The organism is Cytobacillus kochii, from assembly GCF_044790165.1.
In the GTDB taxonomy this organism is placed as follows: domain Bacteria; phylum Bacillota; class Bacilli; order Bacillales; family Cytobacillaceae; genus Cytobacillus; species Cytobacillus kochii.
Window position 1 is genome coordinate 2,222,586 of record NZ_CP085254.1, and the last position, 26,813, is coordinate 2,249,398.

Genomic DNA, 26,813 nt, shown 5'->3' on the forward strand with positions numbered 1-26,813 from the left:
TGTTTATTTTTCATATTTATACTGCGGTTCGTTTAAGTCCTCATCATAATGCACAATCAAATGATGATCATCGAAGTACCATAAGTCTTTTTCCTCGATGAAAAACTGGATACCTTCAGATTCTTTCGTAACGATAGGATTGACCGGTTCTTCATTAGAAATACCTAAAGAAAAACCTTGTTGTATCGGGCTTGAACCTCCATAACGGGCAAAAAAACGAACGTAATCTCCAGCAGTTAAAAGCATCTCATCTTTAAACCAATTAATGGCTTTCTCACTCAATCGAATGTCCAAGGTCCCCACTCCTTTTACCTTTATAAGCCTATTGTATACGAAAGCGAAACACACTGCTAAGATTTTGATTGGAAAGAGAAGGGAACCTTATTTATGCTCAGAAAAATATTCATTGATGGCACGAATCCAATTGATTCTTGTTACATCAGAGGCTGTTTGTTTGTCACCTGCTTCTAGCGCTTGAATGATCCGTTCATGCTCGTCGATAGATGATTCTGTTAAGATAATGGCTTTGTAATAGTAAAGTCTCATAACGTGAGGTTGGAGACCTTCAATTGCCTGAGTTATATAAGGATTGTTTGTTTCATCTACTATTAATTGATGGAACTCTTCGTCATATTTAAGAGCAGAGAATGAATCCTCAGTATTAATAGCTTCAGCAAATTTCTGATTAATTCCTTTTAAACGATTAATCACCTCTTGCCCCAGATTGCCTGCTACTAATTCAGAAGACAATGCTTGCAGGACACTTAATGGAGGAAGGATTTTCGTTATATCTTCGTGATTTACTGCCGTAACTTGTGTCCCGACACCAGGATACATTTCTACAAATCCTTGGGAATTTAATAATTGTAATGCTTCTCTAATGGGTGTTCTGCTGACTCCTAAAGCTTCCGCAAGATCAGCATCATTCAACTTTTCTTTTGGTTTTAACGTGCCATCAATAATCCATTCTTGAATTTGCAAGAAAGCTCGTTTTTTGGCTGAAAGTCGTTGTGGAGTTGAAAAATTACTTGGAATTGGCATAATAAACCACCTTTGCGTATCAAATATCTGTAAATTACTCTGTTAGTATAGTGTGATTTTTCAAACTTGCTGAAATAAATACGGAAATATTCTATCCATATTAGTAATATATAGAAAAAATTATATAATAATATAGTTTTTAATGCAATATATCACCTCGTCCGTTAGTTTCTTAAGATAATTTATTGTGTTCATTATAGTGATATGTTATCTTATTAATGCAATATATTAACTGGAATTAGATAAAAGACAGAATTTTTTAAAATTATTTCAGAATATTTAATTTTATGAAGAATAAATATTCTGAAAAATACTAGCGGTGAGAACATCATCTGCTAGTTGTAATTGAGAGGGGTAAACTTGTAAATATGAATCAAAAATCTTCAAATTCTTATGTGGTTGTATTAGGTTTAATGTTATTCTCTTTGTTCTTTGGAGCGGGTAATTTAATATTCCCGATTATGATGGGTCAAGAAGCGGGTACAAATGTTTGGGCAGCAACAGCTGGGTTTATTATAACTGGTGTCGGACTGCCATTATTAGCTGTTGTTGCTCTTGGCTTTTCAGGTAAAAGTGATTTGCAATCGCTTGCAAGTCGAGTGAATCCAACATTTGGACTGATTTTCGCTATTATATTGTATTTAGCTATTGGTCCATTATTTGCCATTCCGAGAGCAGGAAGTGTTTCATTTGAAATTGGCATCCGACCATTATTGCCAGAATCTTCACTGACGATTGGTTTATTAATATTCTCAATCTGCTTCTTTGGTGTTGCGACGATATTATCATTAAATTCATCAAAGATTGTTGATATTGTTGGTAAATATTTAACGCCTATTAAAATTAGCTTTATACTACTATTAATTCTTGTTGCTGTTTTTAATCCTCTAGGATCTTTTGGGGAGCCAACAGAAGCTTATTCACAACACTCATTCTTTAATGGCTTCTCAGAAGGCTATTTAACTATGGATGTACTGGCTGCTTTTGTTTTTGGTGTAATTGTTATTAATGCACTTCGGGCAAAAGGTATAGAGTCAAATCGCTCTATTATGTTTGCTACGATGAAGGCTGGTTTGATTGCTGCGGTTTTATTAGCATTCTTTTATAGTGCGATGGCTTATATGGGTGCTAGTAGTGTTGCGGAATTAGGTATCCTTGAAAATGGTGGAGCTGTTCTCTCGGGTGTAGCCTATGCCTATTTTGGCTCTTATGGAGGAATCGTTCTAAGTGCTGTTATGATTATTGCCTGTATGACAACAAGTGTAGGTTTGATCAGTTCATGTGCTAGCTATTTTAATAAGATCATGCCTAAATTTTCCTATAAGACATATGTAATTGCATTTGCAATTTTCAGTACTGCAGTTGCGAACTTTGGTTTAACAGAGTTAATAGCTATTTCTGTTCCAGTACTTACAGCGATTTATCCTTTGGCGATTTTATTATTAATTTTAACATTTTTCCATCAGTTCTTTAATGGGAAGAAGTCTGTCTATCAAGTGAGTATGATTTTAACGTTTATTGTTAGTGTTTTTGATGGTTTAAAAGAGGCAGGAGTTCAAATAGAGCCTGTTTATCATTTATTCGCAAACATTCTTCCGTTGTATGAAGTGGGATTAGGTTGGATTGTACCAGCTATTATTGGTGTGATTTTAGGTATTGTTATAGATCTGTTTAAAAGAGAGACAAAGATAAAAGAGAATGAAGAAGTAATTTAACTGTTTTTTTACCCTTACAAAAGATTTTCCTTTTGTAAGGGTTTTTTTTATGTAACCAATAATATTCACTATTTTTTTGATATCTAGAAGGATTATCCTTAGTCATTCTAATTAAGAACGTAAAAATTATCGATGTCCATACTAGTAATATAAGTAAGAATCATTCTATTAATATATTACATATGACTATATTTTTTTAAAATAATATATTGCATTCATTACATGGATATGTTACTTTAATAATGCAATATATTGCTTGAATTTTTTCAGAGATTGTAATTCATACAATATTATATTTAAATATGAATTTTCTGAAGAATTAGTAAATTATAGTATTTGATGATTGTTAACTACAACAGTAGAGGCAGAAGGGGGTAGAAGATATGAATCAAAAGGTTCCATCTTCTTATATTATTGCAGTAGGTTTTATGTTATTTTCATTATTTTTCGGTGCTGGGAACTTAATTTTTCCAGTAATGATGGGTCAAGAAGCAGGAACGAACGTATGGGCCGCAGTAGCGGGCTTTATTATAACAGGTGTTGGTCTTCCTTTATTGGGTGTAATCGCTCTAGGTTATTCTGGTAAAAGTGACTTGCAATCGCTTGCAAGTCGTGTAAGTCCACTCTTTGGTCTACTTTTTACAGTTGTATTATATTTATCTATCGGACCATTATTTGCGATACCAAGAACTGGTACGGTCTCTTATGAAATTGGTATTAGACCATTCATTTCTGATGAATGGAGTACGATTGGATTAGTTATCTTCTCTATCATCTTCTTTGGAATTACCGCATTCTTCTCTCTGAATGCATCGAAAATTGTTGATATTGTTGGTAAAGTTTTAACACCTATTCTACTATTATTTATTTTAATTTTAATTGTAGTAGCATTTGTTAATCCACTAGGATCTCTACAAGCACCAAGTGAGGCATATACTGTTAACTCTTTCTTTAACGGCTTTACTGAAGGTTATTTAACAATGGATGCCCTTGCTGCTTTCGTATTCGGAATTATCGTAATTGATGCCATTCGTTCTAAAGGCGTTCAATCAACTAAAGTAGTGATGCTTTCAGTGATTAAAGCAGGATTAATTTCAGCCGGTTTGCTTGCCGTGATTTATGGCTCACTTTCTTATATTGGTGCTAGTAGTGTTTCTCAATTGGGTATATTAGGAAACGGTGGTGCAGTTTTATCTCAAGTTTCCGGGCATTATTTCGGCTCATTTGGAGGAGTTATTCTAAGTGTGATTGTCATTGCGGCATGCTTAACGACTAGTATTGGCTTAATCTCTTCATGTGCAGCTTATTTTAGTAAAATCATGCCTAAAGTCTCCTATAATTCGTTTGTTATTGTTTTCTCAGTATTTAGTGCAGCGATTGCTAACTTTGGATTAACTCAATTGATCGCTATTTCAGTACCGGTATTAACAGCTATTTATCCATTAGCGATTGTATTATTAATCCTTACGTTTTTACACCCATTATTTAATGGTAAGAAAACTGTTTATCAAATGAGTATGTTATTTACGTTTATTATTGGTATCTTTGATGGCTTTAAAGCAGCAGGATATACGATTGCCTCAGTAGATAATCTATTCACTAGTATTCTTCCATTATATGATGTAGGGTTAGGTTGGTTAGTACCTGCATTTTTAGGAGCGGTTCTAGGAATAATCATTGGTTTATTTCAAAATAAAAAGGTTGAGGATGAAAAAGAACAATTAATATAATAAGAAAAAAAAAGCCTCCGACTAAAACGGAGGCTTTTTTTTGCTATAAAACGATGCCAATTATTCGGATGTGAAGTTAATCTCTCAATTGCTGTATGTATTTTCTTTATCGAGCGGTAAAGTAATCTTAATCGTTGTACCTACATTCATTTCAGATGAAATGTTAATCCAGCCATTATGTTGTTCGATAATTCTTTTACAAATGGATAACCCAATGCCTGTGCCCGTCGTTTTAGTAGAATAAAAAGGTTGAAAAAGCTTTTCTAATGTCTCTTCATTCATTCCGAAACCCGTGTCCTTTATAACGATTAAACATGTTTCAGCTGTACTTCTAACAGAGATATTAATCGTATTATCTTGATGCTGCTCTTGTGTATCAAATGATTCCAGTGCATTTTTAATTAAGTTGACTAGTACTTGTTTTAATTGTTTGGCATTTCCATAAATATATGGGTCGTCTTTTGATAATTGGAAGGAGAGTGCAGTATTCTTTAAAATCGCTTCACTCTGAAACAACAGGAAAGTATCGTGAACAAGTTTATTAATAGAAATACCTTCTTTTATTTTGTCCGTTGGCTTTGCTGCATTTAGGAACTCATGAATAATATCATTGGCACGATTAATCTCATCTAGAGCAATATCAACATATTGATTTTTTCCTGACTCGTTGAGATAGGGTTTTAACAATTGTAAAAAACCTTTAACTGTTGTAAGCGGATTACGTATTTCGTGTGCCATCGATGCTGCAAGTGTACTTAAATTTTGGGCGTACTCATTTGTAAAATTTGCTTCATTAATCTGAGACGCAGTTTCATGAATGATTTTCTTTTTTTCATTTAGTTCTAAGCTAAATCTGAGGAGTTTCTGTTCTAATTGTTGTGTTTGATAATTATAGTCAGCAGTTAATGAATGAAATAAAGGGTAGCAAAATAAATGACATGATTCTTCCTCAGGAATCGTATAGACGCGATAATTGTGATAACCGTTACCGAAAAATAGCTGTAAATTAAGAACTGCTTTTTTCTTCCGTATTTCATTAAATTGTTCGACATCTTCGTAATTCATTAATTGTGTGAATGGGGTACCAATGATTGTATGCTGATTAACTATAGATGTTGAAACCACGTGATTATTGTTGTCAATTAAGAAGTATGGAAATGGTAGTTCTTTTAAGACAATCTCAGTTAATTTCATTTCTTATCATCCTTACCATTGTTTGTCATGTGGAAGTAGTATCTAATGTCATTCTCTTTTATTCTATTAGAAGAAATTGCAATATATGTTAGAAAAACATGTATATTGAGAATAAAACACGAATCATCTCTACATATCTTGTTATGTATATGAGTTAAAATGTCATATTTTTAATTAAACCGCAATGTTGGAATTATTAATCTTATCATACCAAAGTCATTCAATGGCTTTCAATCACCGTTTTCATTCGATAAAGGAATTTTTTAGGAATTGTTAAAAAATGATAGATTACTAGAAAAAAGTATAGCTTCGATTTACCTAGTATAGAAATGAATAGATAAAAAAAGACAGCATGCTCTAACGCTGTCTTTTGAATGTTATCTTTTCTTTTTAAATAAATTGACTTTTGGTTCGGTTTTATTGATAATCCTTTTAATATTTGTACGATGTCGATAAATGATGAACAATGTCATTAGGGCAATCACTATGATTAAAATTGGATCACCAAGAATGAGTGAATAAATCAATCCTGCAATACCAGCAATCATTGATGATAATGAAACATATTTAGAAGTGAGAAGTGAGATGAAAAAAACAGCTAATATGACCACAAACATGACGGGCACGAACGCCAGCACAACGCCTGCAGATGTAGCAACAGCTTTACCACCTTTGAATCCTGCAAATATCGGGTACATATGGCCAATAACAGCAAAAATTCCTATAATCACTGTATGTATATCTATATCAAAGAAGATTGGTAATAATCCAGCAGCTATGGTACCTTTCAGGATATCGGCCAGTGTAACGGTAAAACCTGCTTTTTTTCCTAGCGTTCGGAAAGTGTTTGTCCCACCAAGATTACCACTACCATGCTCACGAATATCAATGCCATAAAACACTTTACCAATGATTAATCCAGATGGAATGGAACCAATTAAATAAGCAATAAGAAAAACGATAATTACTTCAAATGTCATAAACTCTCCCCCACGGAATAAAAATACAGTTCTTATATTGTACCACGTAAATAAGTGAATGTACTATGTTGCTTTTAAATTATCTTTTTTATTGCAAAGATTACGCTATATGAAACGAATGTTAAATAGATATATGATTAAAATTAGTAGAAAAGAACTTTTTGTTAAGAGGTATTACGTGATATTTAGCTAAAAGGAAAGCTTTATAATAAAAGATAGAAAGAACAGTATTGCGATCCATTCGCATTTATACTTTAATTCAGATAAAATAGTGTAGAGTTCAAAATAAGAGGTGAATGTATTGAGTATAGAAAACCCATCAAGAACTGAAATCGGAAAGATGTTAAAACAAGCAAAGAGGATTGCCGTCGTAGGTTTAAGTGATAACCCTAATCGTACATCCTATATGGTAAGTGAAGCAATGCAAAAAAGTGGTTATGGAATTATCCCTGTTAATCCCAAAGTTAAGGAAGTATTAGGTGTAAAAGCGGTTGCATCATTAGCTGAAATAGAAGGCGAAGTGGATATTGTTAATGTCTTTAGACGGTCGGAATATTTGCCAAGTCTTGCGAATGAATTTCAAAATATTGATTGTCCCATTTTTTGGACTCAGCTAGGTGTTGTAGATGAAGACGTATTTCAGCAGTTAAGCGATGCTGGTTATACCGTAATCATGGATCGATGCATTAAAGTAGAGCATGCGCTAACAAAATAACATTTGTAGCATGGGATCATGACATTGATTTCATGCTTTTTCTTTCATATGCGGTTTAGAAGTGAAAATATGATATAATGATTAGAACGTTTGTTCTTGTTTGCCTCTTGCAACAGTATATACATGATCTTAATGCATGTTACAATGGGGAACATATATGCATACGGCTCGCATGATAAGAAGGAATATAGTGAATAAGAATGGAATAATAAACCGATATCTATTGTAGAGAGGTGCATAAAGGCGCGGTTATGATATAATCAAACTCTATTGCCGACTCGGATTGATAGACAATAGATGGTTTTTGAAGAGATGAAAGGGGAATGCTTGTGGCAAAAAATCAGGAAGTATTTGACTATAATGATGATGCCATACAAGTACTTGAGGGATTAGAAGCTGTTAGAAAACGTCCCGGAATGTACATTGGAAGTACGGATGCAAGAGGGTTACACCATCTTGTATACGAAATAGTCGATAACGCTGTAGATGAAGCACTTGCAGGTTTCGGCGATCATATCATTGTCAAAATACATAAAGACAATTCAATTAGTGTTCAAGATAAAGGTCGAGGAATGCCGACCGGAATGCACAAAATGGGCAAACCTACAACCGAAGTCATATTGACTGTGTTGCACGCTGGAGGAAAGTTTGGCCAAGGTGGATACAAAACAAGTGGTGGACTTCATGGTGTGGGTGCTTCAGTTGTTAACGCCTTATCACAATGGTTAGTCGTTAAAATTAAACGCGATGGACTTGTTTATGAACAGCGATTTGAAAACGGTGGAAAGCCAGTAACCACACTTGAGAAGGTTGGTAAAACGAATCAAGTAGGGACAACGATCCACTTTAAACCAGATCCGACAATTTTCTCAACAACTACATATAATTTTGAAGTTCTAAGTGAACGATTACGTGAATCCGCTTTTCTCTTAAAAGGAATGAAAATCGAAATAACGGATGAACGTCATGATCTTAAAGAGATTTATCATTATGAAAATGGGATTGAAGCATTCGTTCAGTACCTAAATGAAGAAAAAGATACGCTCCATCCAGTAGTTAGTTTTGAAGGGGAGCATAACGGTATTGAAGTTGATTTTGCCTTCCAATTTAATGATGGCTTTTCAGAAAATGTCCTTTCTTTTGTCAATAATGTTCGTACGAAAGATGGAGGGACACATGAAGCTGGAGCTAAAACAGCGATGACTAGGGTGTTCAATGAATATGCCCGTAAAGTTCAGCTTCTAAAAGAGAAAGATAAGAACTTAGAAGGAACTGATTTACGAGAAGGTTTTGCGGCGATTGTCTCAGTACGTGTACCTGAAGAGCTGTTACAATTTGAAGGACAAACAAAGGGCAAGCTCGGAACAAGTGAAGCGCGTTCAGCTGTCGATGCCGTTGTATCAGAGCATCTCTCTTACTTCCTTGAAGAAAATCCAGATACAAGCTCTTTATTAATTAAGAAAGCAATTAGAGCTTTTCAAGCAAGAGAAGCAGCACGTAAAGCGAGGGAAGACGCTAGAGGCGGGAAGAAGAAGAAACGGGCTGAAGCGGTTCTGTCAGGGAAATTGACACCTGCTCAATCACGTAACCCAGAAAGAAACGAATTATATTTAGTAGAGGGTGACTCTGCAGGTGGTTCAGCAAAGCAGGGGCGCGATAGAAGGTTTCAAGCGGTATTGCCATTAAGAGGTAAGGTAATAAATACTGAAAAGGCAAAGCTCGCAGATATCTTTAAAAATGAAGAGATAAACACGATTATACACGCTGTTGGAGCGGGTGTCGGTGGTGACTTTACGATTGAAGATATTAATTACGATAAAGTGATTATTATGACGGATGCTGATACCGATGGAGCCCATATTCAAGTGCTCTTACTGACCTTCTTCTACCGCTATATGAAGCCGTTACTCGAAGCTGGTAGAGTCTATATTGCTTTACCACCATTGTATAAAGTGAGTAAAGGTTCAGGAAAGAAAGAAGTAATAGAGTATGCATGGAGTGATGAAGAGCTTCCTGATACGATTAAAAAGGTCGGTAAAGGCTATATTATTCAGCGTTATAAAGGACTTGGTGAGATGAATGCTGACCAATTATGGGAAACAACAATGGATCCAGAAACGAGAACGCTCATCCGTGTAAAAATTGATGACGCTGCGAGAGCGGAACGTAGAATTACCACTTTAATGGGTGATAAAGTTGAACCGCGGAGGAAATGGATTGAAACCAATGTCGCATTTGGGTTAGAAGAAGATGGCAGCATTTTAGAAAATGAAAACATTTCGACGCTTGAGGAGTTAGATTCATGAACAAAGCAGAACAATTTCGTGATCTGCCGTTAGAAGATGTCCTTGGTGACCGATTTGGCAGATATAGTAAATATATTATACAAGATAGAGCATTACCTGATGCGCGAGACGGGCTAAAGCCCGTACAGCGTCGTATCTTATATGCCATGCATGTTGAAGGAAATACGCATGATAAAGGTTTTAGAAAATCGGCAAAAACGGTCGGTAACGTGATTGGTAATTTTCACCCACATGGTGACTCGTCTGTATATGATGCCATGGTGCGTATGAGTCAAGATTGGAAGTTGCGCAAGCTTCTTATTGAAATGCACGGCAATAATGGTAGTATCGATAATGATCCACCTGCTGCAATGAGGTATACAGAGGCGAGATTATCTTCTATTTCTTCTGCACTCTTAAATGATATTGAAAAAAGAACGGTTGATTTTATTCCGAACTTTGATGATACTTCGAATGAACCAACCGTTTTACCGGCTAGTTATCCTAACTTACTTGTAAATGGATCAACAGGGATTTCTGCCGGGTATGCAACGGAAATTCCACCTCATCACCTTGGAGAAGTTATTGATGCTGTTATTCATCGTATGGATCGTCCACAAAGTACTGTCGATGACTTAATGCAGTATATAAAAGGACCTGATTTTCCTACCGGTGGAATCATACAAGGTGTGGAAGGCATTAAGAAAGCCTATGAAACGGGCAAAGGTAAAATTATTATCCGTGGTAAAGTAGATTTCGAGGATATTCGTGGTGGTAGAAAGCAAATAGTCATTACTGAAATCCCTTATGAAGTAAATAAAGCAAACTTAGTGAAGAAAATGGATGAATTTCGCTTCGATCGTAAAATTGAAGGAATCGCCGAAGTCCGTGATGAAACGGATCGTACAGGGTTAAGAATTGTCGTTGAATTAAAGAAAGATGCTGACCCACAAGGTGTTTTACACTATTTATATAAATATACTGATCTGCAAATCCCATATAACTTTAATATGGTGGCTATTCATAACCGTCATCCGAAAACGATGGGGTTAGTTCCCTTATTAGATGCCTATATTGACCATCGAAAAGAGGTTGTCACACGTAGAACGCAATTCGATTTAGAAAAGGCACAAACACGTCAGCATATCGTTGAAGGACTAATTAAGGCGTTATCTATATTAGATGAAGTCATTGCGACGATTCGTGCTTCAAAAGATAAGCGTGACGCGAAAGAGAATTTGATGAGAGAGTATCAATTTACAGAGCCTCAAGCAGAAGCGATCGTCTCATTACAACTTTATCGTTTGACGAATACGGATATCACAGCATTGCGTGCAGAAGCAGAAGAACTAGCGGCCAAAGTAGAGGAACTCACATCGATTCTTGCCAGTGACAAGAAACTCGCATCAGTGATAAAAAAAGAACTTCGTGAAGTGAAGAAGCGATTTGAAGACAATAGAAGAACAGTAATTCAAGCAGAGATAGAAGAAATTAAAATTAACCTAGAAGTTCTTGTAGCAAATGAAGATGTGATTGTTACTGTCACAAGAGATGGGTATATTAAACGGACAAGCCAGCGTTCTTATTCAGCTTCAAATGGACAAGATTTAGCGATGAAGGAATCCGACCGTTTATTAACAAAGCTAGAGATGAATACAACGGATGTTCTACTTCTATTTACGAATAAAGGCAGCTACTTATATTGTCCTGTGCACCAATTACCTGATATCCGCTGGAAGGACATGGGTCAACATATTGCCAATATCATTGCCATCGATCGTGATGAATGTATCATTCACGCAATCCCTATTACTGATTTTGAACAAGAGAATGCGACATTATTATTTATTACGAAAAACGGTATGGTGAAGAAAACCGAATTAAAATCATATAAAGCTCAACGCTTTTCAAAAGCGCTCGTTGCTCTTAACCTAAAAGGTGATGATGAGGTTGTCGATGTTCACCTAACACATGGCGAGCATGATGTGTTTCTCACAAGTCATTTAGGTTATGGTCTCAGGTTCCATGAGACAGAAGTAAACTTAGTAGGTCCAAGAGCTGCGGGTGTAAAAGGAATCAATCTAAAAGATGATGATTATGTTGTTTCTGGAAAAATGATTAGTAATGAGAAAGAAGAAGCAGTTGTTATTGCGACGCAACGCGGGGCAGTGAAAAAGATGAAACTGCAAGAGTTTGAACAAACATCAAGGGCAAAACGAGGTGTAGTGATGTTACGCGAATTGAAAAAACATCCGCATCGCATTGTCGGTATGGTTATAACAAATAACCATGAAACGGCATTTGTTGAAAGTGAAAAAGGGACAATCGAGTCCATAGCAATGAATGAACTTAGATACAATGATCGCTACTCCAACGGATCGTTCATTTTGGATGAAGAAGAAAATGGTACAATTATTCATTTATGGACTGAGAAAAAGGAACAAACATAAATGGCTTCTTCCAAAAGTTGAAAGGTTGTATTTAACTTAAATGACACATAAAAAAAGTACACACTCATAAAAGTGATGTACTTTTTTTATGTGTCATTATCCTTCTCTTAGTTGATCTTTTTTTTAAAAACTCTGAAGGTGTCCTTCTAACGCTTCTTGGTCAACAGGGAAGATTACTGTGTTAGTAAATCATTTTTTTATATTAATGTTAAGTCTTCTAGTTAACTAATTTTCATCTACGGAAATAGACAGAACTTCTGTTCATTTAATCTTAGTTACTTCAAAATTTTAGATAGAAAATTTTTATGGGCGTTTGACAATTTTAACAAATTAAAGTTTCCAGCTCTAGCTAAACTTTTAATGATTTTTACTTCTTTCCAAGCTAAATCATATAGAGATTGATTAATAATATTATTTTTTAGAGCATCTTCAAGTTCGTCGTCATCCAAAACATATAATTCCCCGGTTGGTAGTATAACAATATCTAAGAATAAATCGTCTATCCATGGAATAGTATTGTCTATTCCATAATGGAGGCATATGTCTATATACCACTGAATGATATTCCCTTTAGAATCGAACATCGTAGTTACTGTATGGTTTTTTCTTAAAGGAAATTGTTGAAGCCACATATATCCATCATCCACTATACATAATTTCTTTCTACCATAACTTACACATAATGGAGATGTAACGGAAAGTGTATGTAATAAAGTTATGTGTCCCTTAAAGTTTTTGGTATTGAGGAAAGCCTGTGAATATTTCCTTTTATCATTTCTTTTCCAATCTGAACGATCTCCGAACTTCCTCTTTAGCATCATCATCCCCCACCCTTGTTTTTTACGCAAATTATAGCATTTGATTGTAACGAGTTTAATTGTATTAAACAAATTTATTTAAAATAATAGATCTTACTGAATATATTTCATAAGTAATGCTGTTACTTCTAAAATTAATGGGCTTCCTTTTACTGAGCTATTATAGTGAGAAAAAATTTAATTAAGGAGAGAGGAATTTTACAATAGGAGGTCTAATACTATTAATAGTCAGAATATTTTCAACAAAACCTATGAAATGTAAGCGCAATCATTCAAGTAGAAAGGTGTGAGTAATTGATGGACAATCACAATCATCAAGATTTCCCTTCCTATGATGCAATTATTGTTGGTGCTGGGTTTTCTGGCATGTATATGCTCTACAGATTACGTGAACGTGGCTTGAAGGTACGGGTGTTTGAAAAAGGTGCTGGTGTAGGGGGAGCTTGGTATTGGAGCCGCTATCCTGGTGCGAGGTGTGACTCAGAAAGCCATACGTATAATTTTACCTTTTCTGAAACGTTATATGAAGAATGGTCTTGGCGTTCTCGTTATCCGACACAACCAGAAATTCTCGAATACTTAAACTTTGTAGCAGATCGCTTACAACTGAGAGAGGATATTGAGTTAGAAACAGAAATAAGAGCCGCTCATTTTGATGAAGAAATTACACAATGGAGAGTGTTTTTACAAGATGGTCGACAATTGATATGTAAATATTTCATTACAGCTGTCGGTTGTCTATCAGCACATGCGAAGAATATACCGAAAATAGCAGGTTATAGCCAGTATAAAGGTGAAAGCTATCACACAGGTACTTGGCCACATCACGAAGTAGATTTTCATGGCAAGAAAGTAGGGATTATTGGTAATGGCTCAAGTGGAATTCAAAGTTTACCGGTTATTGCAGAAACAGCAGCGGAAGTATATAGCTTCCAAAGAACTCCTCAATATGCGATTCCCGCACAAAATCACCCTTACACAGAAGAAGAAATCAATGAATATAAAGCAAATCGATTAGATACAAGAAAGAAAATGTTTCAATCTCATACTGGTTATCCCTTTTTTTCACGACCGTTTTCTGCCTTAGAGGAAAATCAATATAAACGGCAGGAAGTTTATGAAACAGCATGGAAGAAAGGCGGCTTTGAGATAAGTGCCACTTATAATGATTTATTAATAAATGAAACCTCTAATGAAACACTTAGTCAATTTGTTCGAGATAAGATAAAACAAGTTGTTAAGGATCAATCGTTAGCAGAAAAATTGTTACCCACTTACCCAATTGCCACTAAACGTCTAGTTCTTGATACAAATTATTATGAATCATTTAATTTACCACATGTTCATTTTGTCGATGTAAAAGCTGCGCCTATAACACAATTCAGTGAAAAGGGTATTTGCACAACAGGCAGAGAGTATCCCTTAGATATGGTTGTGTTCGCTACAGGTTATGATGGAATGACCGGACCATTATTAACGATGGATATTAAAGGACGTGGAGGAGAATCACTTAAGGAGAAATGGGAACATGGAGCTAATGTATCAACTTATTTAGGTGTGGCCACTAACCTCTTCCCGAATATGTTTATGATTACTGGACCACAAAGTCCATCTGTAGCAACAAATATGCCGACAAGTATTGAACAGCATGTGGATTGGATTGACCGTTTTATTGCTTATATAGAGGCAGAGGGGCTCGAAATGGTAGAAGCTAATGCGCAACAAGAAGAAACATGGCGTATCCACTGTGAAGAAGTATATAGACAAACATTATATAGCAAAACCCCTTCTTGGTATTCTGGAGCAAATGTAGAAGGAAAGCCTGAAGCATTTTTAATTTATCTGGGTGGACTAGGACAATACGGGAAAATCCTCGAGAACTGTGCTACTAGTGAGTATAGTGGATTTGACCAACATTCCTCCATCACAAAAAGTATGTAAAGGAGTGCTATTAATGGATTTTATGAGTAGAGTAGCAGAAGAAATAAGAGAAATCTGTGAGGTTTTCCCACCATTTAAGTTACCAGAGGGATTAGAAGCAGCAAGGCAGGCTGCATTCGTCCCAGTCGAAACATCCCCTTATGTAAGAATCAATCAATTATCTATTCAAGGTGGAGATAAACAAAGAATGTTAGTGAAGATTTATGAACCTTCTAATAGAAATGAAGAGGCACTTCCAGCTGTTCTTTTCATACATGGTGGAGGTTATGTAACTGGTCATCCAGATGGTAGTGATGCTATTTGTCAAGCGTTTGTAAAAGAAGCTGAATGTGTGGTTGTGTCAGTGGATTATCGGTTAGCTCCAGAGCATCGCTATCCTTGTGCAATAGAAGATTGCTATGCTGCCTTGTTATGGATGCATGAGAGCTGTGAAGAATTAAAGATTGATAGGAGTAGAATCGCAGTAGCTGGTCAGAGTGCGGGCGGAGGATTAACAGCTGCCCTCTCATTGTTAGCACGAGATAGAAGCGGTCCGAAAATAGCCTTTCAAATGCCACTTTATCCAATGATAGATGATCGTAATACGAGTGCATCAAGCTATGAAATCACCGATGAAAAAGCGATATGGAATCGTGGCAATAACCTAGCAGCATGGAGGATGTATTTAGGTAAAAATATCAATGGCGAGATTTCACCGTATGCTGCGCCGGCAAGAGCAAAAAATTATTCTGGCCTACCACCAACCTATACATGTGTGGGTCAATTGGATCCATTTAGAGATGAAACAATTGAATATGTCTCGCGACTTGCGAAAGACGGAGTCGATGTAGAGTTTCATATTTATCCTGGCGCTTATCATGCCTTTGAATTATTAAATCCAACTTCTGATTTGGGTAGTGCAGCAATTCAAAACTATATTCAAGCATTAAAGAAAGCGCTTAACCCAAAAGTTAAAATCATGAAATAAAAGAATGAGCTGCGAGATTGAATCGCAGCTCATTTTTACAGAAAATAATATTGTTAATTTAGAAATATCTGATATTTAATTGACGGGTAACAGAAATATGGGTTAAATTGGACATATAGAAAACAGATGAAATAAGTGTTACCGTTTTCATTCGTTCTTTGAAGGGAGAAAAGAAAATGTCTCGTTTACCAAAACAATTTCAGCAATTACAGTTACCGGTCATTGGATCACCACTTTTTATTATTAGTAACCCAAAGCTAGTTATTGAACAATGTAAAGCTGGTATCGTTGGATCAATGCCAGCATTAAATGCCAGACCTTCTTCTCAGTTAGATGAATGGTTAGCGCAAATTACAGAAGAGCTTGCTGATTATAATGCACAAAACCCGGATAAACCGGCTGCACCCTTTGCAATTAATCAAATCGTACATAAATCAAATCAAAGATTAGAAAAAGATATGGAGCTATGCGTGAAATATAAAGTGCCAATTATAATTACCTCTCTAGGAGCGAGAGAGGAAGTATTCTCCGCTACTCATAGTTATGGGGGTATTGCACTCCATGATGTAATCAATAACACTTTTGCACATAAAGCGATAGAAAAAGGGGCAGATGGTTTAATTGCTGTTGCTGCAGGAGCGGGTGGCCATGCTGGTGATAAAAGTCCGTTTGCGCTCATTCAAGAAATTAGACAATGGTTTGATGGAACATTAGCGCTATCGGGCTCTATTGCGAACGGACAAGCCATTTTAGCTGCGCAAGCGATGGGAGCAGACTTAGCCTATATCGGCTCGCCATTTATCGCTACAGAGGAAGCTAGAGCCTCAGAAGAGTATAAACAAGCTATTGTTGATGGTTCGTCCGATGATATTGTTTATAGTAATCTATTTACTGGGGTTCATGGTAACTATTTAAAACCATCCATAAAAGCGGCTGGTTTGGATCCTGATAATCTACCAGATAGTGATCCAAGCAAAATGAATTTTGGGGAAAATCGAGTAAAAGCATGGAAAGATGTTTGGGGAAGTGGACAAGGGATTGCTGCCATTTCCGCGGTGACAACTACCGCTAATTATGTCAATAAACTAAAACAGGAATATAAACAAGCACAAGAAGACTTGTTCGCTTATAGCAAACAATTTACGTGAACAATGAATCTTTTAGCCACCTTTTAGGTGGCTTTTTTAATGTCCGAATTTATAAGCATACAAAAATTAACGAAAATAATTCTAACAGAACTATGTTCCAAATATTCAATAGATAGAGAAAAAACAAAAAATGCAATTAAGTAAGAAAAGGGCGAAAGTTGAAAAATGTTTTATTGCAATATACAGTTAGACTGTATATAATTGAACTATATAGTTTAACTGTATATATAGTGTCGGGGTGATTCCATGGACATAAATAAATATTCTCCATTAACCGAAACAACCTATTACATTTTATTATCATTAATTGAACCTTCCCATGGATATGTGATGATGCAAAAAGTGGAGGAATTAAGTGACAACAAAGTGAAAATAGCGGCAGGAACGATGTACGGAGCAATAGAAAATTTAGTGAAACAACGGTTAATACAATCTGTGCAAAGTGATGATAAACGTAGAAAAACGTATGTGATCACAGAGAAAGGAATTGAGGTACTAAGACAAGATTATAAGAGGATGAGCCATATGATTCGCATTACTAATAACTTATTCTCTAATACAGATAAGTAGTGGAGGGGAGAAGATGCGCAAATTCAAGGTTTTTAATGACTTTGATAAAGAGGAACAATGGTTAGAGAGAATGGCGAGTGAAGGATACCAATTAGAAAGCACTTATTTCGGCTACAAATTTCGGTTAGTTGATCCAAAAGAGAAAAAAATTAAAATAGATTTCAGAAAGTTCAAGCAATCAGCAGACTTTTTGGATTATATTACACTGTTTGAGGATAGTGGGTGGAGACATATAGCGGGATCAAAATATTCAGGGATTCAATATTTTGAGAAAATCGATGACCAAGCCATAGATGACATTTTTTCTGATAATGTTTCAAAGGCAAAAAGGTATCAGCGCTACGCTCATTCTTCTCTCATGCTTGCCATTGGTAACTTCCCACTAATAATCTTTCTTTATTTTACAGACATTATTGATCCAGTCTATTTCATTCGACCAAGTGAACTTTACTTAACGCCGGGGCTATGGGACAAAAGTGGAACCTCATTTTGGTTTTCGTTCATTTTTGAGACACCTTTTGCCTTGTTAAGAGGGGCAGCTTGGACATTCATTCCACTATCTGTTCTATCCTATTTATTCTTTAGTTATAAAGCAAATAAACGGTATATTCAATCAATGATAAAAAAATAACAGGATTCTTCATAGCAAAGGTAGGGGAGAACAATGGAATCTGAATTAAAGAGGGGCTTTCTTGTAAGACAAAGAGCATTTTTGAAGTTGTATTTACTAAAAATGATTGAAGCGAATAAACGTTATGGTACTCAGTTTTTAGATGATCTGAGAACCGAATTTAAACCATATGGATATCATCCTACTCATTCCGAAATCTATAAAACATTACATGAGTTAACGAGAGAGGGATGGGTGAGAAGAGAAAAAAAGTTACTTGGTGAACCTGGAGTAGATTTTCAAGAAATTATTATTTATCATCTTACGGATAAGGGGAAGCAAGAATACGAACTATATAGAAAGCAAATGAAAGTGGAGCTTGACCGTTGTTTAGGACTGCTAAATCAGGCCATGAGTGATCATTACGGACCAATAAAAAGAAAATAAATTTTTCAAGTCTCTTTTTGCATTATTCTTCCAATAAAGGGCATCCTTGTAATAATGTTAGGAGGGTCTTTATAATGAAGAAAGAAGTGCTTGTCGCATTAACTGCCTTTTTCTTGATGAGTTTATCCACGATGACCGCTGTATATGCCGGTGTAGACAAGAATGAAGAGCAAAAAACAATCATTACCCAAGAAGCAGAGCTTTCTGGAAAAGAGTTAAAAGAGACGATAAAAATTAAAGGTATCCGTTATGAAGAGGAAGCTGGTTTTTTTAAAGAATTATCATTAGAAGTAGAAGATGATCTTAAAAAAACTGTCAAAGTAGATTTAGAACCGGGGTTTGACCCACGATTAAAGATAATTGATTTTAATGATGATGGTGAAAAGGAATTGCTAGTGAAAATCAACAGCGAAGATAGTGGAGAAAATGCTTCATTCTATCTTTATAGTTATCAAGATGGAAAACTAATTAACTTAGGTGTACCTGACCCAGTCATTTCTACTGCGCAATTAGAGGATAATTACGAAGCTGTTATTGCAGTAGAAAATGAAAATAGGGAAGTAACTTTTGATTTGGCTGGGAATGCAAAAGCATATGAAAAACTCGGTATATATCATAAAGGGAAATTAAACGAACCATTTGAACTAACTGTTAACTCATACAATATGCTTACTCCTTTTGAAAATACAAAGGGAGAAAAGGGCTTGAAGGGAATGCAAAGGGTCACAGGTATAGACCAAAATGATACTATAGCTTATTTGCAATCTTTTTGGAAAAGAGAAAATGAAAAATGGCAATTAGTGAACGTAGAAATTTTGGATGTAAGAAACAAATAAGCGGTTATGGCTAAATAGCTTATAGTTTATCTTCTTTAAAGATAAACTATAAGCATTTTTTATGATATGGGTAGAGAATGGGGTACAAATCTCTAGCTAGCACAACTTTAGCTAATGGGCATATGATGTATAGAAGTAACAATCTTTTAATGAAGGGGAAGGATTCAATGAATCAAGAATTAGATTTAACAAAATTAAAGGTTGATATTCTTGCTCCTGCAACAAATGTTAAGCCAGTTGAATATAGAAATTATTACTTTCGACAGCCTTATGGAGATGAACAAGCTTATTTAAGCATTTCTATTGAGAACGTAAAAAGCAATGAGAACACTCATTCTGACGCGCTTCAGGCACAGTGGATACCGCAAATGGGGCAATATGTATTGTTCTGCCGATTTCAAATTAGCAAAGGAGAGTATACTGAACCGTATGCTAAGATACGATATCTTATTTATGAAAGAGAAATCAATACTTGGTTAACAGCGCTGGTTTATGGGGATCAACATTTTTTACAGCATTATCCATGGTTACTCGATTCACCAATCTACGTACAGTTTCAATCTGATTATCCTGCGTTTAATAAGATACAATATTATGGAAATGTAAGACAGTTTTTAAGCAAAGCTTTACAAAGACAATAATATTATTATGTAAACTAAAAGTTATAAATCGAAGCATGGTTTATAACTTTTTCCAATTAAAAATATCTAGCAGTTAATTAAAATTGTGAATGACCTTAGTGATTAAGGAGTAATTTTTATATCATGCAGAAAAACATGATAATGGATAAAGCTATTTTCTGTTACATCTAAACTTAGTTATGAGCGTTCAGCAGCTGGCAATGCTGAAGCAAGAATAGAAAAGGTAGCTAAGAAAGAGTTAATACGGTATTTTAATCGGATACAACTTAGATAGAGCAAGAACGTAAATAAAATCATTGAGTTAACTGCGATTTTTTTTAATTGGATAATAGATTGATTGATACACTAAAACTTGAATCATATGCGAATCAATCATTTTGTTAAAGTTATTAAATAGGATTACATATAGATTTGCAATTTTTGATTACAATGGAAAACAATTTATCACAAAAATAAGATCAGGAATCATAAAATTTTATTCTGTCTCAATGTTTTAAGTATACTTAGATATTGAGACAGAAATGATTAAAATTACTTAACTTCCTATAATATATATTATGTAAACTAGATAAAAATGATAAGAAAAGTAGTTACTTTCATTTCATTGCGATTTCCCGCTTACGTCTTCACTTCGATCTATGCAAAAATAGCAACTATGTTCATTTTTCTATGCCAAAGTTCTTTAACCTTTCATAATCCTTATTCTTTCGAATGGTCAGGATGATAAACTAATGATTTGTTTTCGGATACCGTGGTACCTTCCCATTAACTTTGACGTTGATTTAATTATGCTGAGTATTGGATATTTTTTTGTCATTCATGATAAAATTCATTCCTCAGTTTACATAATAAGTATTGCTCGAATGCTACTTTAAAAAGATTTTCATTCATTTAAGAACGCTGGGCTTAAATAGTTAAATATAAGAACATGAGATTAACTAATAGTGTACTATATTCTTCCCCCACTTATAGTTAATATGTTTATACACAGCTGGTGATTTTTCTAATAGAGTAAATTTTGCATATCTTTAATTTTATGTAAATTCTCCCTCCCTTCTTCTGCCTTTACTAACAACGTTTAATACATCAATTTGACATATATAGAAATATCGATATAATAGCAATATGGAACCTATCGATATTTTTAAAGCATTATCTAATGAAACGAGGCTAAATATCTTACTGTGGTTAAAAGATCCAGAGAAGCACTTTCCTAAACAGGGTGCTCACCTACCTAAGGAAGTGAGTTACAAAGGCGGAGTATGTGTTGGAGATATACAAGAAAAGGCTAAAGTTTCCCAATCTACAGTGTCACACTACTTAAATATGATGCAGAAAGCAGGATTATTAGAATCTGTTCGTTATGGTCAATGGACTTATTATCGAAGAAATGAGGAAGCTATTAGTCAATTTGCTGAATATTTTAAAACGGAAATCTAAGTTTTTATGATTTTCGTATTTTTTTTAATGCATATATCGATAATTCTAGATATTTAAATTTAAGACAGGAGGATTTAATCATGCGGTTTATTGCATATATTTTTGCATTATTGGCTGGAATGGCACTTAGTTTTGAAGGAGCTATTTACGGTGAACTAGGTAAAAATATTGGAAAATTAGAGACTAGTTTTTATAACTTTATTGTAGGTGCAATCATTCTTGGTCTATTATGGTTATTTTTTGGAAAAGGTAATTTATCATACGCAGTTAAAGCACCTAAATGGTCCCTTTTAGGAGGAGTATTAGGTGTTGTTTACTTAACAGCAATAGTAATTAGTATCCCATTTGTTGGAGTTGGGATCACTATGGTTGCTGTAATCCTTGGCCAATTGATTATGAGTATGGTAATTGAGCATTTTGGATGGTTAGGAACAAATAAAGTGAAAATTAATAGAGAGAAAGTTTTAGCTGTCATTTCAATGATGATAGCACTCATATTAGTTAACTAGGAGAGGTTTTTATTATGGGAATTATTATGATTTTGTTTACTTTAATTGGTGGCATAACATTAAGTGCACAATCAGCAATAAATGGATCATTCAGCCGTAGAGCAGGTACAATCGAAACTACGTTTTTAACATTTATAACAGGCAGTATGTTATTGGCCCTTATCATATTATTCTTTGGTCAAGGAAATATATTTGCCATATTTGACGCACCTCTTTGGCAACTAAGTGCAGTTTTCTTAGGAGTTATATTTTTGCTCTTTAATGTTTTTGCTGTTACAAAAATTGGCGTTATAGCTACTAGTATTACGGTGATAATCGGGCAATTAGTCATTAGTGTTGTAATTGATCACTTTGGATGGTTTAATAGTTTAATTATTCCACTGGATACTAAACGATGGTTTGCTCTTTTATTTATGTTAATAGCCTTATATTTCATATTTAAAGGTAATAAGCGTTCTGTGGTAGAAGCGAAACAACAAAAGTAGTTGAGGTTACTTCACTTAATGCATTTAAGAATCCCCTATTATCCAGTAAGTCATTAGGTAGCATAGCTAAATCATCTCAATTTTTTTACCGCAATGAATTTAACTATTATACTTCAGCTCTATTAGAGCGGGACTTGCAGTTCATATCTCATTACGGTAGTAAGAATCAACAAAACCAGTCATCAACACTATAGATGACTGGTTTTGAATTTGACTCTGTTAAAAGCATCAGTCTGTGTTTTACCTACTATTTGTACCTTTTGCTATTAATGGATAGCAACCTCGCTTTGATATTTTAAGTCCCCTGCCGCTTTCACCCTTACTCTAGTTGCATTTCCTGGCAAGTAGGCCAATGGGACATCCTCAATATCTACAATTTCTACACTACTTGGTTCAGCCCCAGCTTCCACAGCTTCTTTTATTGCTTGTTCTTTTGCGCTTTGTAACGCAGCAGCTCTGCCAATCTCATCTAGTACAAATATCTTTTCCACTTGCCCGCTTACTTGAGCAATGGCTGAGCCAATGGCATTTGCTACACCTGAATGGTTCGGGCGGATAACATGAGAGGCGCCTTTAAGGGTTTCTGGTAGTAAAATACTACCTCCTCCAACAAGAATAACGGGAACTGGATCAGCACTTGTTTTCATTCTGTCTATTGCTTCTTCGACCATCTCAACCATTCTTACGTATATTTTATCTAATAAATTTTTATCAAGATGTGACACTTTTTTAACGTCTCCTAAATTACTTTTCCCAAGTGCCACAACAACATCAGTAGTAGTTAATGTATCTCCACCGAAGACCAATCCTTTCTCTGGTAATCGATACCCCACACTTTCAGGACCGATTGTAAAAGAATGTTCGTCTTCTATTTTTATAATTGTTCCTCCCCCTAAGCCTATAGAAACTAAATCCGGCATACGGAAGTTCGTTCTTGCTCCACCAATCTCAACTGCAAGAGAAGATTCTCGTGGAAATGATTGCACTAACACACCTACATCAGATGTTGTTCCTCCTACATCTACGACTATGGCATCAGATAATTCACTTAAATATGAAGCACCTCTCAAAGAATTAGTAGGTCCGCATGCTACTGTGAAAATAGGGTATTTCATTGCATATTTTACAGACATCAATGTTCCGTCATTTTGTCCAAAGAATACTTTCGCTTGAATCCCTTCATTTTTTAATGCATCGATAAACCCTTCTGCAGCCATCTTTGCGACATTAATAACTGAAGCGTTTAATATGGTCGCATTCTCCCTTTCTAATAGCCCTACAGAACCAATCTCAGAAGATAACGATAATGCGATAGAGTCTCCCAATACTTCTTGAAAAATCTCGGCTGCTCTTTCTTCGTGTGCCTTTGATACCGGAGAGAAAACAGAAGTAATTGCTATGGAATCCACTTTTTCCTTTAATTCATTTGCGATTTCATATAAGTGATTTTCATCAAGTTCAACTATTTCTCTTCCATCAAATTCATGACCCCCTCGCACTAAGAAGACATGTTCACCTAGTAATTCTCTAAGGTCGTTTGGGACACCTATTAAAGGTTTGACTGCCAGTGTCGCTGGCGCACCAATTCGTACTACCGCCACTTGATTTAGTCTCTTTCTTTCAACAATCGCATTCGTGCAATGAGTTGTTCCTAACATTGCATATTTTATATTTTCTTTTGGCACATTCGCATGAGAAACAATTTTGTGCATTGCATGATATATGCCTCTAGCTACATCTTCAGTAGTTGAAGCTTTTGTTTCTGATATGACTTCATTCTTGTCATTTAACAAGACCGCGTCAGTATGAGTACCACCTACATCAATTCCAATTCTATATGTTGCCATCATTGTGTCACTCCTTTTTTTACAAGTTCCTCTACAGGTGTATATGCCATATCATAGCCAAAGTAGTTTGGCCCTACTGTTGCTATGCCTTTTTCTGTTCTCCATTTTGGATGACAAGGGATGCCAATTACAACACATCTAGATCCATAGCGTATGCCTTCTGTTGTTATAGGTAAACCTGTTTCTGAATCGAGTACAGCTATTAAATCCGGCGTCATACATAAAACCTTTTCATTCGTTTGAGCAATAAGATGTTCATTTTGAAAGCGGAGTTTTAAATTTTCACCTTTATTTTGTTCAAGCCCCTCAAAAGTAGCGACACCCTTTGCAAAACCTGATTCAGTTTTCCTATCTATATCAATGACTTTCCCTTTAAATAACTCAAAGCCATTGACTGTTTCTAAAATTTTTTCTATAGGATTCACATTATTTATTTTGGCTAATCTAATACTTTTCCCAATTTCCTCTTCAAGCTTAAGAATATTTGTAATCCCACTTTTCTTAAGGTCTTTAGCTGTCATTGAATACATCGCACACATGACAGAACCACCCATTTGTATAGTTGCAGATCTAGCAATCCTCTCTGTCCATACATTATCAATTGTAGACAATAGCGCTGTATTTCCCTTTTCATCAGCTATTATTGCAGGAGTTGCTGATATCCCGTCTAAATAAAAGGTTACCATTTGGAGTTCTGGAAATGCTCGTCCCATCCCATCAGCATCTATTACTGGAATTCCTAATCTTGCAGCTAATGCAAAAGGTAACATACTATTTACACCACCCGCTTCAATAGGAAAAGTCCCGTATATCTTTTCACCTAAATATTCCTCTAATTGATTAAAAGCACGAATAGCTTCCTCACCACTTGGTGCTTTTTCTAACATAACAGTGGGTGCACCCATCATTGATGATGGGACAACCAATGCATCGTCAGGTACTTCCTCCGGGTCTAATAATATTACCTCTCCATATTCTTCAATGGCTTGAAGCGCCATTAACTTACCGATGTACGGATCTCCACCTCCGCCCGTTCCAAGTAAAGCTGCACCAATTGCCATATCCTCAATTTCTTGTTTTCCTATTTTTCTCATTTGACGCACTCCTTTGAAGTTTCTAAATATTTATGCTACATCTGCATGAATATCAGTTTTATATAATCGCTCCATTTTTTTTGCCACATAATAAATGACCGCACTAATCACTAACGAGTTAATAGATGGTATACCTATTGTAATAAAATAACCAGCTAATCCTCCGCATCCCCAGGCTAAAATTGTAGGCCAGCCAAGTTTCTCGGTATTTGCAGGCAATTGGCCCTTCTGGCGACTTTCGTCTAGTATTTTCCTATGTGTCTTTAAAATGAAATAGTCAATAACCATAATTCCCGCAACAGGTGGAACAAGTATCCCAAGTAAAACGAGAAAATCAGTGAAACGTTCTAATATCCCTAATACAGATAATAGCGTACCAATAATACCAATAAGTAACGTAACCATTCCACGATTTAATTGAATTCGAAATAATGAGTCAAAAATATTAGTAAAACCGAGGGATGATGAGTACAAGTTTAAATTATTGATTTTAACAGTGGAAAGGACCACAACCATCACCCCTAACCAGCCAACTGTTGTCATCATAATATTAGCTACATCATTTGTTCTTGCCGCTAAAGCCATTAAGACAGCAATCATGTTAATCCCTAATTCTCCTACTAATAATCCGATGGTAGTCATCCAGAAAACATCTTTTCCACTCTTAGCAAACCTACTAAAATCCGGTGTAATCACCGCACCTATGATAAATCCACCCGCAACCATGGTCGCAGCAACGCCAATTGATAAAGGCTCACCTGCTGGCTGTGTTGCTAGTAAATCAGAAAAACTCTGTCCTTTTAGTGTTTGATAAATTCCTATACTGACAGCTATTAGAAATAAGGGTACAGTGATTGAAGCTGTAATACTTAAAAGTTTAAAACCGAAAATAACCAAAATGGTTACACCAATTCCTGTTAATGTTGCTGCTAAGGGTAAAGAAACCGCTCCATTGGTAGATTGTACAATTCCTTCAGCAAACACGGAATTTTGTACACCAAACCAACCAATACAAGAAATAGCTATAACTGCCCCAATTATGCTCGAACCATGGCGCCCAAACCCTGTCCACCTAGCTAAAAGACTTGTAGATAACCCTTCTTTCGCGCCTGCATACCCTAAAAGGAAACCAACCACTTGAAGAATCACACTACCTAGAAACGTAGCCCAAAATGCCTGCCAGAAAGTCATCCCGTATCCTAAAGATGCTCCCAAAATAAATTGTGAAATGGTTGCTAATGCCCCGACACGAATGATCGTAATACTCCACAGTGATCGCCTAGCCTCCTGAGGCACCCTTGTTAATGAATAATCGTCCCCAATAGTAGAATGATTTGCCAACGTCCTATC

At 35.6% G+C, this 26,813-nt stretch carries 24 protein-coding genes; 16 read left to right on the forward strand and 8 right to left on the reverse strand.

Translation table 11 applies throughout. The annotated features are described in order from the left end of the window. Positions 1–3: 3 nt before the first annotated feature. Positions 4–303 carry a HesB/YadR/YfhF family protein gene (locus LG276_RS11595; RefSeq protein WP_318247532.1) on the reverse strand — a complete coding sequence of 100 codons (300 nt, stop codon included), beginning with the start codon at positions 301–303 and terminating at the stop codon, positions 4–6. Positions 304–381: 78 nt separating this feature from the next. Then, on the reverse strand, positions 382–1,041 hold the full coding sequence (locus tag LG276_RS11600; RefSeq protein WP_224936407.1) for a GntR family transcriptional regulator: 660 nt from the start codon (positions 1,039–1,041) through the stop codon (positions 382–384). Between the two features lie 368 nt (positions 1,042–1,409). On the opposite strand from LG276_RS11600, the gene brnQ (LG276_RS11605) reads away from it, so the two are divergent. Both brnQ (LG276_RS11605) and brnQ (LG276_RS11610) read left to right on the forward strand, forming a co-directional pair. Further along, positions 1,410–2,756: a branched-chain amino acid transport system II carrier protein gene (gene brnQ, locus LG276_RS11605; RefSeq protein WP_224936408.1), complete on the forward strand. Its 1,347-nt coding sequence runs from the start codon at positions 1,410–1,412 to the stop codon at positions 2,754–2,756. Positions 2,757–3,139: 383 nt separating this feature from the next. After that, positions 3,140–4,486: a branched-chain amino acid transport system II carrier protein gene (gene brnQ / locus LG276_RS11610; RefSeq protein WP_251161581.1), complete on the forward strand. Its 1,347-nt coding sequence runs from the start codon at positions 3,140–3,142 to the stop codon at positions 4,484–4,486. An 84-nt stretch (positions 4,487–4,570) separates the two neighbouring features. On the opposite strand, the gene LG276_RS11615 is transcribed toward brnQ (LG276_RS11610), so the two are convergent. Then, positions 4,571–5,680 carry a HAMP domain-containing sensor histidine kinase gene (locus tag LG276_RS11615; RefSeq protein ID WP_224936410.1) on the reverse strand — a complete coding sequence of 370 codons (1,110 nt, stop codon included), beginning with the start codon at positions 5,678–5,680 and terminating at the stop codon, positions 4,571–4,573. Positions 5,681–6,057: 377 nt separating this feature from the next. Further along, on the reverse strand, positions 6,058–6,660 hold the full coding sequence (plsY, locus tag LG276_RS11620) for a glycerol-3-phosphate 1-O-acyltransferase PlsY (protein ID WP_251161582.1): 603 nt from the start codon (positions 6,658–6,660) through the stop codon (positions 6,058–6,060). 301 nt (positions 6,661–6,961) lie between these two features. Here plsY and LG276_RS11625 point away from each other — a divergent pair, with 301 nt between their 5' ends. The 3 genes from LG276_RS11625 to parC all read left to right on the forward strand — a co-directional run bounded on the left by LG276_RS11625 (position 6,962) and on the right by parC (position 12,110). Then, on the forward strand, positions 6,962–7,375 hold the full coding sequence (locus LG276_RS11625) for a CoA-binding protein (RefSeq protein WP_404294323.1): 414 nt from the start codon (positions 6,962–6,964) through the stop codon (positions 7,373–7,375). Between the two features lie 329 nt (positions 7,376–7,704). Then, positions 7,705–9,681 carry a DNA topoisomerase IV subunit B gene (parE, locus tag LG276_RS11630; protein WP_281202489.1) on the forward strand — a complete coding sequence of 659 codons (1,977 nt, stop codon included), beginning with the start codon at positions 7,705–7,707 and terminating at the stop codon, positions 9,679–9,681. Continuing rightward, positions 9,678–12,110, forward strand: a complete 2,433-nt coding sequence (parC, locus tag LG276_RS11635; protein ID WP_251161584.1) for a DNA topoisomerase IV subunit A — start codon at positions 9,678–9,680, stop codon at positions 12,108–12,110. Before parE ends, parC begins: the two co-directional genes overlap by 4 nt. A 275-nt stretch (positions 12,111–12,385) precedes the next feature. On the opposite strand, the gene LG276_RS11640 is transcribed toward parC, so the two are convergent. Beyond that, positions 12,386–12,928, reverse strand: coding sequence for a DUF402 domain-containing protein (locus LG276_RS11640; protein ID WP_251161585.1), 543 nt, complete (start codon positions 12,926–12,928; stop codon positions 12,386–12,388). A 297-nt stretch (positions 12,929–13,225) separates the two neighbouring features. Here LG276_RS11640 and LG276_RS11645 point away from each other — a divergent pair, with 297 nt between their 5' ends. The 11 genes from LG276_RS11645 (at position 13,226) to LG276_RS11695 (ending at position 22,522) form a co-directional block, all read left to right on the forward strand. Further along, on the forward strand, positions 13,226–14,869 hold the full coding sequence (locus LG276_RS11645) for an NAD(P)/FAD-dependent oxidoreductase (protein ID WP_281202491.1): 1,644 nt from the start codon (positions 13,226–13,228) through the stop codon (positions 14,867–14,869). Between the two features lie 13 nt (positions 14,870–14,882). Then, a complete protein-coding gene (locus tag LG276_RS11650; protein ID WP_251161587.1) occupies positions 14,883–15,836 on the forward strand; it encodes an alpha/beta hydrolase in 954 nt (317 codons plus the stop codon). Between the two features lie 176 nt (positions 15,837–16,012). Beyond that, positions 16,013–16,984 carry a nitronate monooxygenase family protein gene (locus LG276_RS11655; RefSeq protein ID WP_095373318.1) on the forward strand — a complete coding sequence of 324 codons (972 nt, stop codon included), beginning with the start codon at positions 16,013–16,015 and terminating at the stop codon, positions 16,982–16,984. A 246-nt stretch (positions 16,985–17,230) separates the two neighbouring features. Continuing rightward, on the forward strand, positions 17,231–17,554 hold the full coding sequence (locus LG276_RS11660; protein ID WP_224936418.1) for a PadR family transcriptional regulator: 324 nt from the start codon (positions 17,231–17,233) through the stop codon (positions 17,552–17,554). Positions 17,555–17,567: 13 nt separating this feature from the next. Then, entirely contained in the window at positions 17,568–18,185 is a 618-nt protein-coding gene (locus LG276_RS11665; RefSeq protein WP_251161588.1) for a DUF2812 domain-containing protein, read from the forward strand. A gap of 33 nt (positions 18,186–18,218) precedes the next feature. Continuing rightward, positions 18,219–18,611 carry a helix-turn-helix transcriptional regulator gene (locus tag LG276_RS11670; RefSeq protein ID WP_224936420.1) on the forward strand — a complete coding sequence of 131 codons (393 nt, stop codon included), beginning with the start codon at positions 18,219–18,221 and terminating at the stop codon, positions 18,609–18,611. 74 nt (positions 18,612–18,685) lie between these two features. After that, positions 18,686–19,447: a hypothetical protein gene (locus LG276_RS11675; protein WP_251161589.1), complete on the forward strand. Its 762-nt coding sequence runs from the start codon at positions 18,686–18,688 to the stop codon at positions 19,445–19,447. A 167-nt stretch (positions 19,448–19,614) separates the two neighbouring features. Next, positions 19,615–20,088 (forward strand): staygreen family protein, encoded by a 474-nt coding sequence (locus LG276_RS11680; protein WP_224936422.1) that lies wholly within the window; start codon positions 19,615–19,617, stop codon positions 20,086–20,088. 1,125 nt (positions 20,089–21,213) lie between these two features. Then, positions 21,214–21,528, forward strand: a complete 315-nt coding sequence (locus LG276_RS11685; RefSeq protein ID WP_191811650.1) for a helix-turn-helix transcriptional regulator — start codon at positions 21,214–21,216, stop codon at positions 21,526–21,528. An 80-nt stretch (positions 21,529–21,608) separates the two neighbouring features. After that, a complete protein-coding gene (locus LG276_RS11690) occupies positions 21,609–22,037 on the forward strand; it encodes a DMT family transporter (protein WP_251161591.1) in 429 nt (142 codons plus the stop codon). Between the two features lie 14 nt (positions 22,038–22,051). Continuing rightward, complete coding sequence (locus tag LG276_RS11695) at positions 22,052–22,522, forward strand: DMT family transporter (protein WP_224936424.1); 471 nt, start codon at positions 22,052–22,054, stop codon at positions 22,520–22,522. A gap of 266 nt (positions 22,523–22,788) precedes the next feature. Here the strand turns inward: LG276_RS11695 and LG276_RS11700 are convergent, their stop codons facing one another. The 3 genes from LG276_RS11700 to LG276_RS11710 are packed head-to-tail and all read right to left on the reverse strand — an operon-like array spanning position 22,789 to position 26,804. Continuing rightward, on the reverse strand, positions 22,789–24,369 hold the full coding sequence (locus LG276_RS11700) for a hydantoinase/oxoprolinase family protein (RefSeq protein ID WP_251161592.1): 1,581 nt from the start codon (positions 24,367–24,369) through the stop codon (positions 22,789–22,791). After that, on the reverse strand, positions 24,369–25,463 hold the full coding sequence (locus tag LG276_RS11705) for a DUF917 domain-containing protein (RefSeq protein WP_224936426.1): 1,095 nt from the start codon (positions 25,461–25,463) through the stop codon (positions 24,369–24,371). The genes LG276_RS11700 and LG276_RS11705 overlap by 1 nt, the downstream gene beginning before the upstream one ends. A gap of 30 nt (positions 25,464–25,493) precedes the next feature. Beyond that, a complete protein-coding gene (locus LG276_RS11710; RefSeq protein WP_224936427.1) occupies positions 25,494–26,804 on the reverse strand; it encodes a cytosine permease in 1,311 nt (436 codons plus the stop codon). Positions 26,805–26,813 lie beyond the last annotated feature (9 nt).

Excerpts from the sequence above, each read along its gene's own strand:
- LG276_RS11600 (WP_224936407.1), bottom strand. The coding sequence starts at position 1,041 with ATGCCAATTCCAAGTAATTTTTCAACTCCACAACGACTTTCAGCCAAA.
- LG276_RS11690 (WP_251161591.1), top strand. The coding sequence starts at position 21,609 with ATGCGGTTTATTGCATATATTTTTGCATTATTGGCTGGAATGGCACTT.
- plsY (WP_251161582.1), bottom strand. The coding sequence starts at position 6,660 with ATGACATTTGAAGTAATTATCGTTTTTCTTATTGCTTATTTAATTGGT.
- LG276_RS11700 (WP_251161592.1), bottom strand. The coding sequence starts at position 24,369 with ATGGCAACATATAGAATTGGAATTGATGTAGGTGGTACTCATACTGAC.
- LG276_RS11675 (WP_251161589.1), top strand. The coding sequence starts at position 18,686 with ATGAAGAAAGAAGTGCTTGTCGCATTAACTGCCTTTTTCTTGATGAGT.
- LG276_RS11665 (WP_251161588.1), top strand. The coding sequence starts at position 17,568 with ATGCGCAAATTCAAGGTTTTTAATGACTTTGATAAAGAGGAACAATGG.
- LG276_RS11680 (WP_224936422.1), top strand. The coding sequence starts at position 19,615 with ATGAATCAAGAATTAGATTTAACAAAATTAAAGGTTGATATTCTTGCT.
- LG276_RS11685 (WP_191811650.1), top strand. The coding sequence starts at position 21,214 with ATGGAACCTATCGATATTTTTAAAGCATTATCTAATGAAACGAGGCTA.
- brnQ (WP_251161581.1), top strand. The coding sequence starts at position 3,140 with ATGAATCAAAAGGTTCCATCTTCTTATATTATTGCAGTAGGTTTTATG.
- LG276_RS11650 (WP_251161587.1), top strand. The coding sequence starts at position 14,883 with ATGGATTTTATGAGTAGAGTAGCAGAAGAAATAAGAGAAATCTGTGAG.
- LG276_RS11615 (WP_224936410.1), bottom strand. The coding sequence starts at position 5,680 with ATGAAATTAACTGAGATTGTCTTAAAAGAACTACCATTTCCATACTTC.
- LG276_RS11645 (WP_281202491.1), top strand. The coding sequence starts at position 13,226 with ATGGACAATCACAATCATCAAGATTTCCCTTCCTATGATGCAATTATT.
- LG276_RS11655 (WP_095373318.1), top strand. The coding sequence starts at position 16,013 with ATGTCTCGTTTACCAAAACAATTTCAGCAATTACAGTTACCGGTCATT.
- LG276_RS11660 (WP_224936418.1), top strand. The coding sequence starts at position 17,231 with ATGGACATAAATAAATATTCTCCATTAACCGAAACAACCTATTACATT.
- LG276_RS11695 (WP_224936424.1), top strand. The coding sequence starts at position 22,052 with ATGGGAATTATTATGATTTTGTTTACTTTAATTGGTGGCATAACATTA.
- parC (WP_251161584.1), top strand. The coding sequence starts at position 9,678 with ATGAACAAAGCAGAACAATTTCGTGATCTGCCGTTAGAAGATGTCCTT.
- brnQ (WP_224936408.1), top strand. The coding sequence starts at position 1,410 with ATGAATCAAAAATCTTCAAATTCTTATGTGGTTGTATTAGGTTTAATG.
- LG276_RS11705 (WP_224936426.1), bottom strand. The coding sequence starts at position 25,463 with ATGAGAAAAATAGGAAAACAAGAAATTGAGGATATGGCAATTGGTGCA.
- LG276_RS11670 (WP_224936420.1), top strand. The coding sequence starts at position 18,219 with ATGGAATCTGAATTAAAGAGGGGCTTTCTTGTAAGACAAAGAGCATTT.
- LG276_RS11640 (WP_251161585.1), bottom strand. The coding sequence starts at position 12,928 with ATGCTAAAGAGGAAGTTCGGAGATCGTTCAGATTGGAAAAGAAATGAT.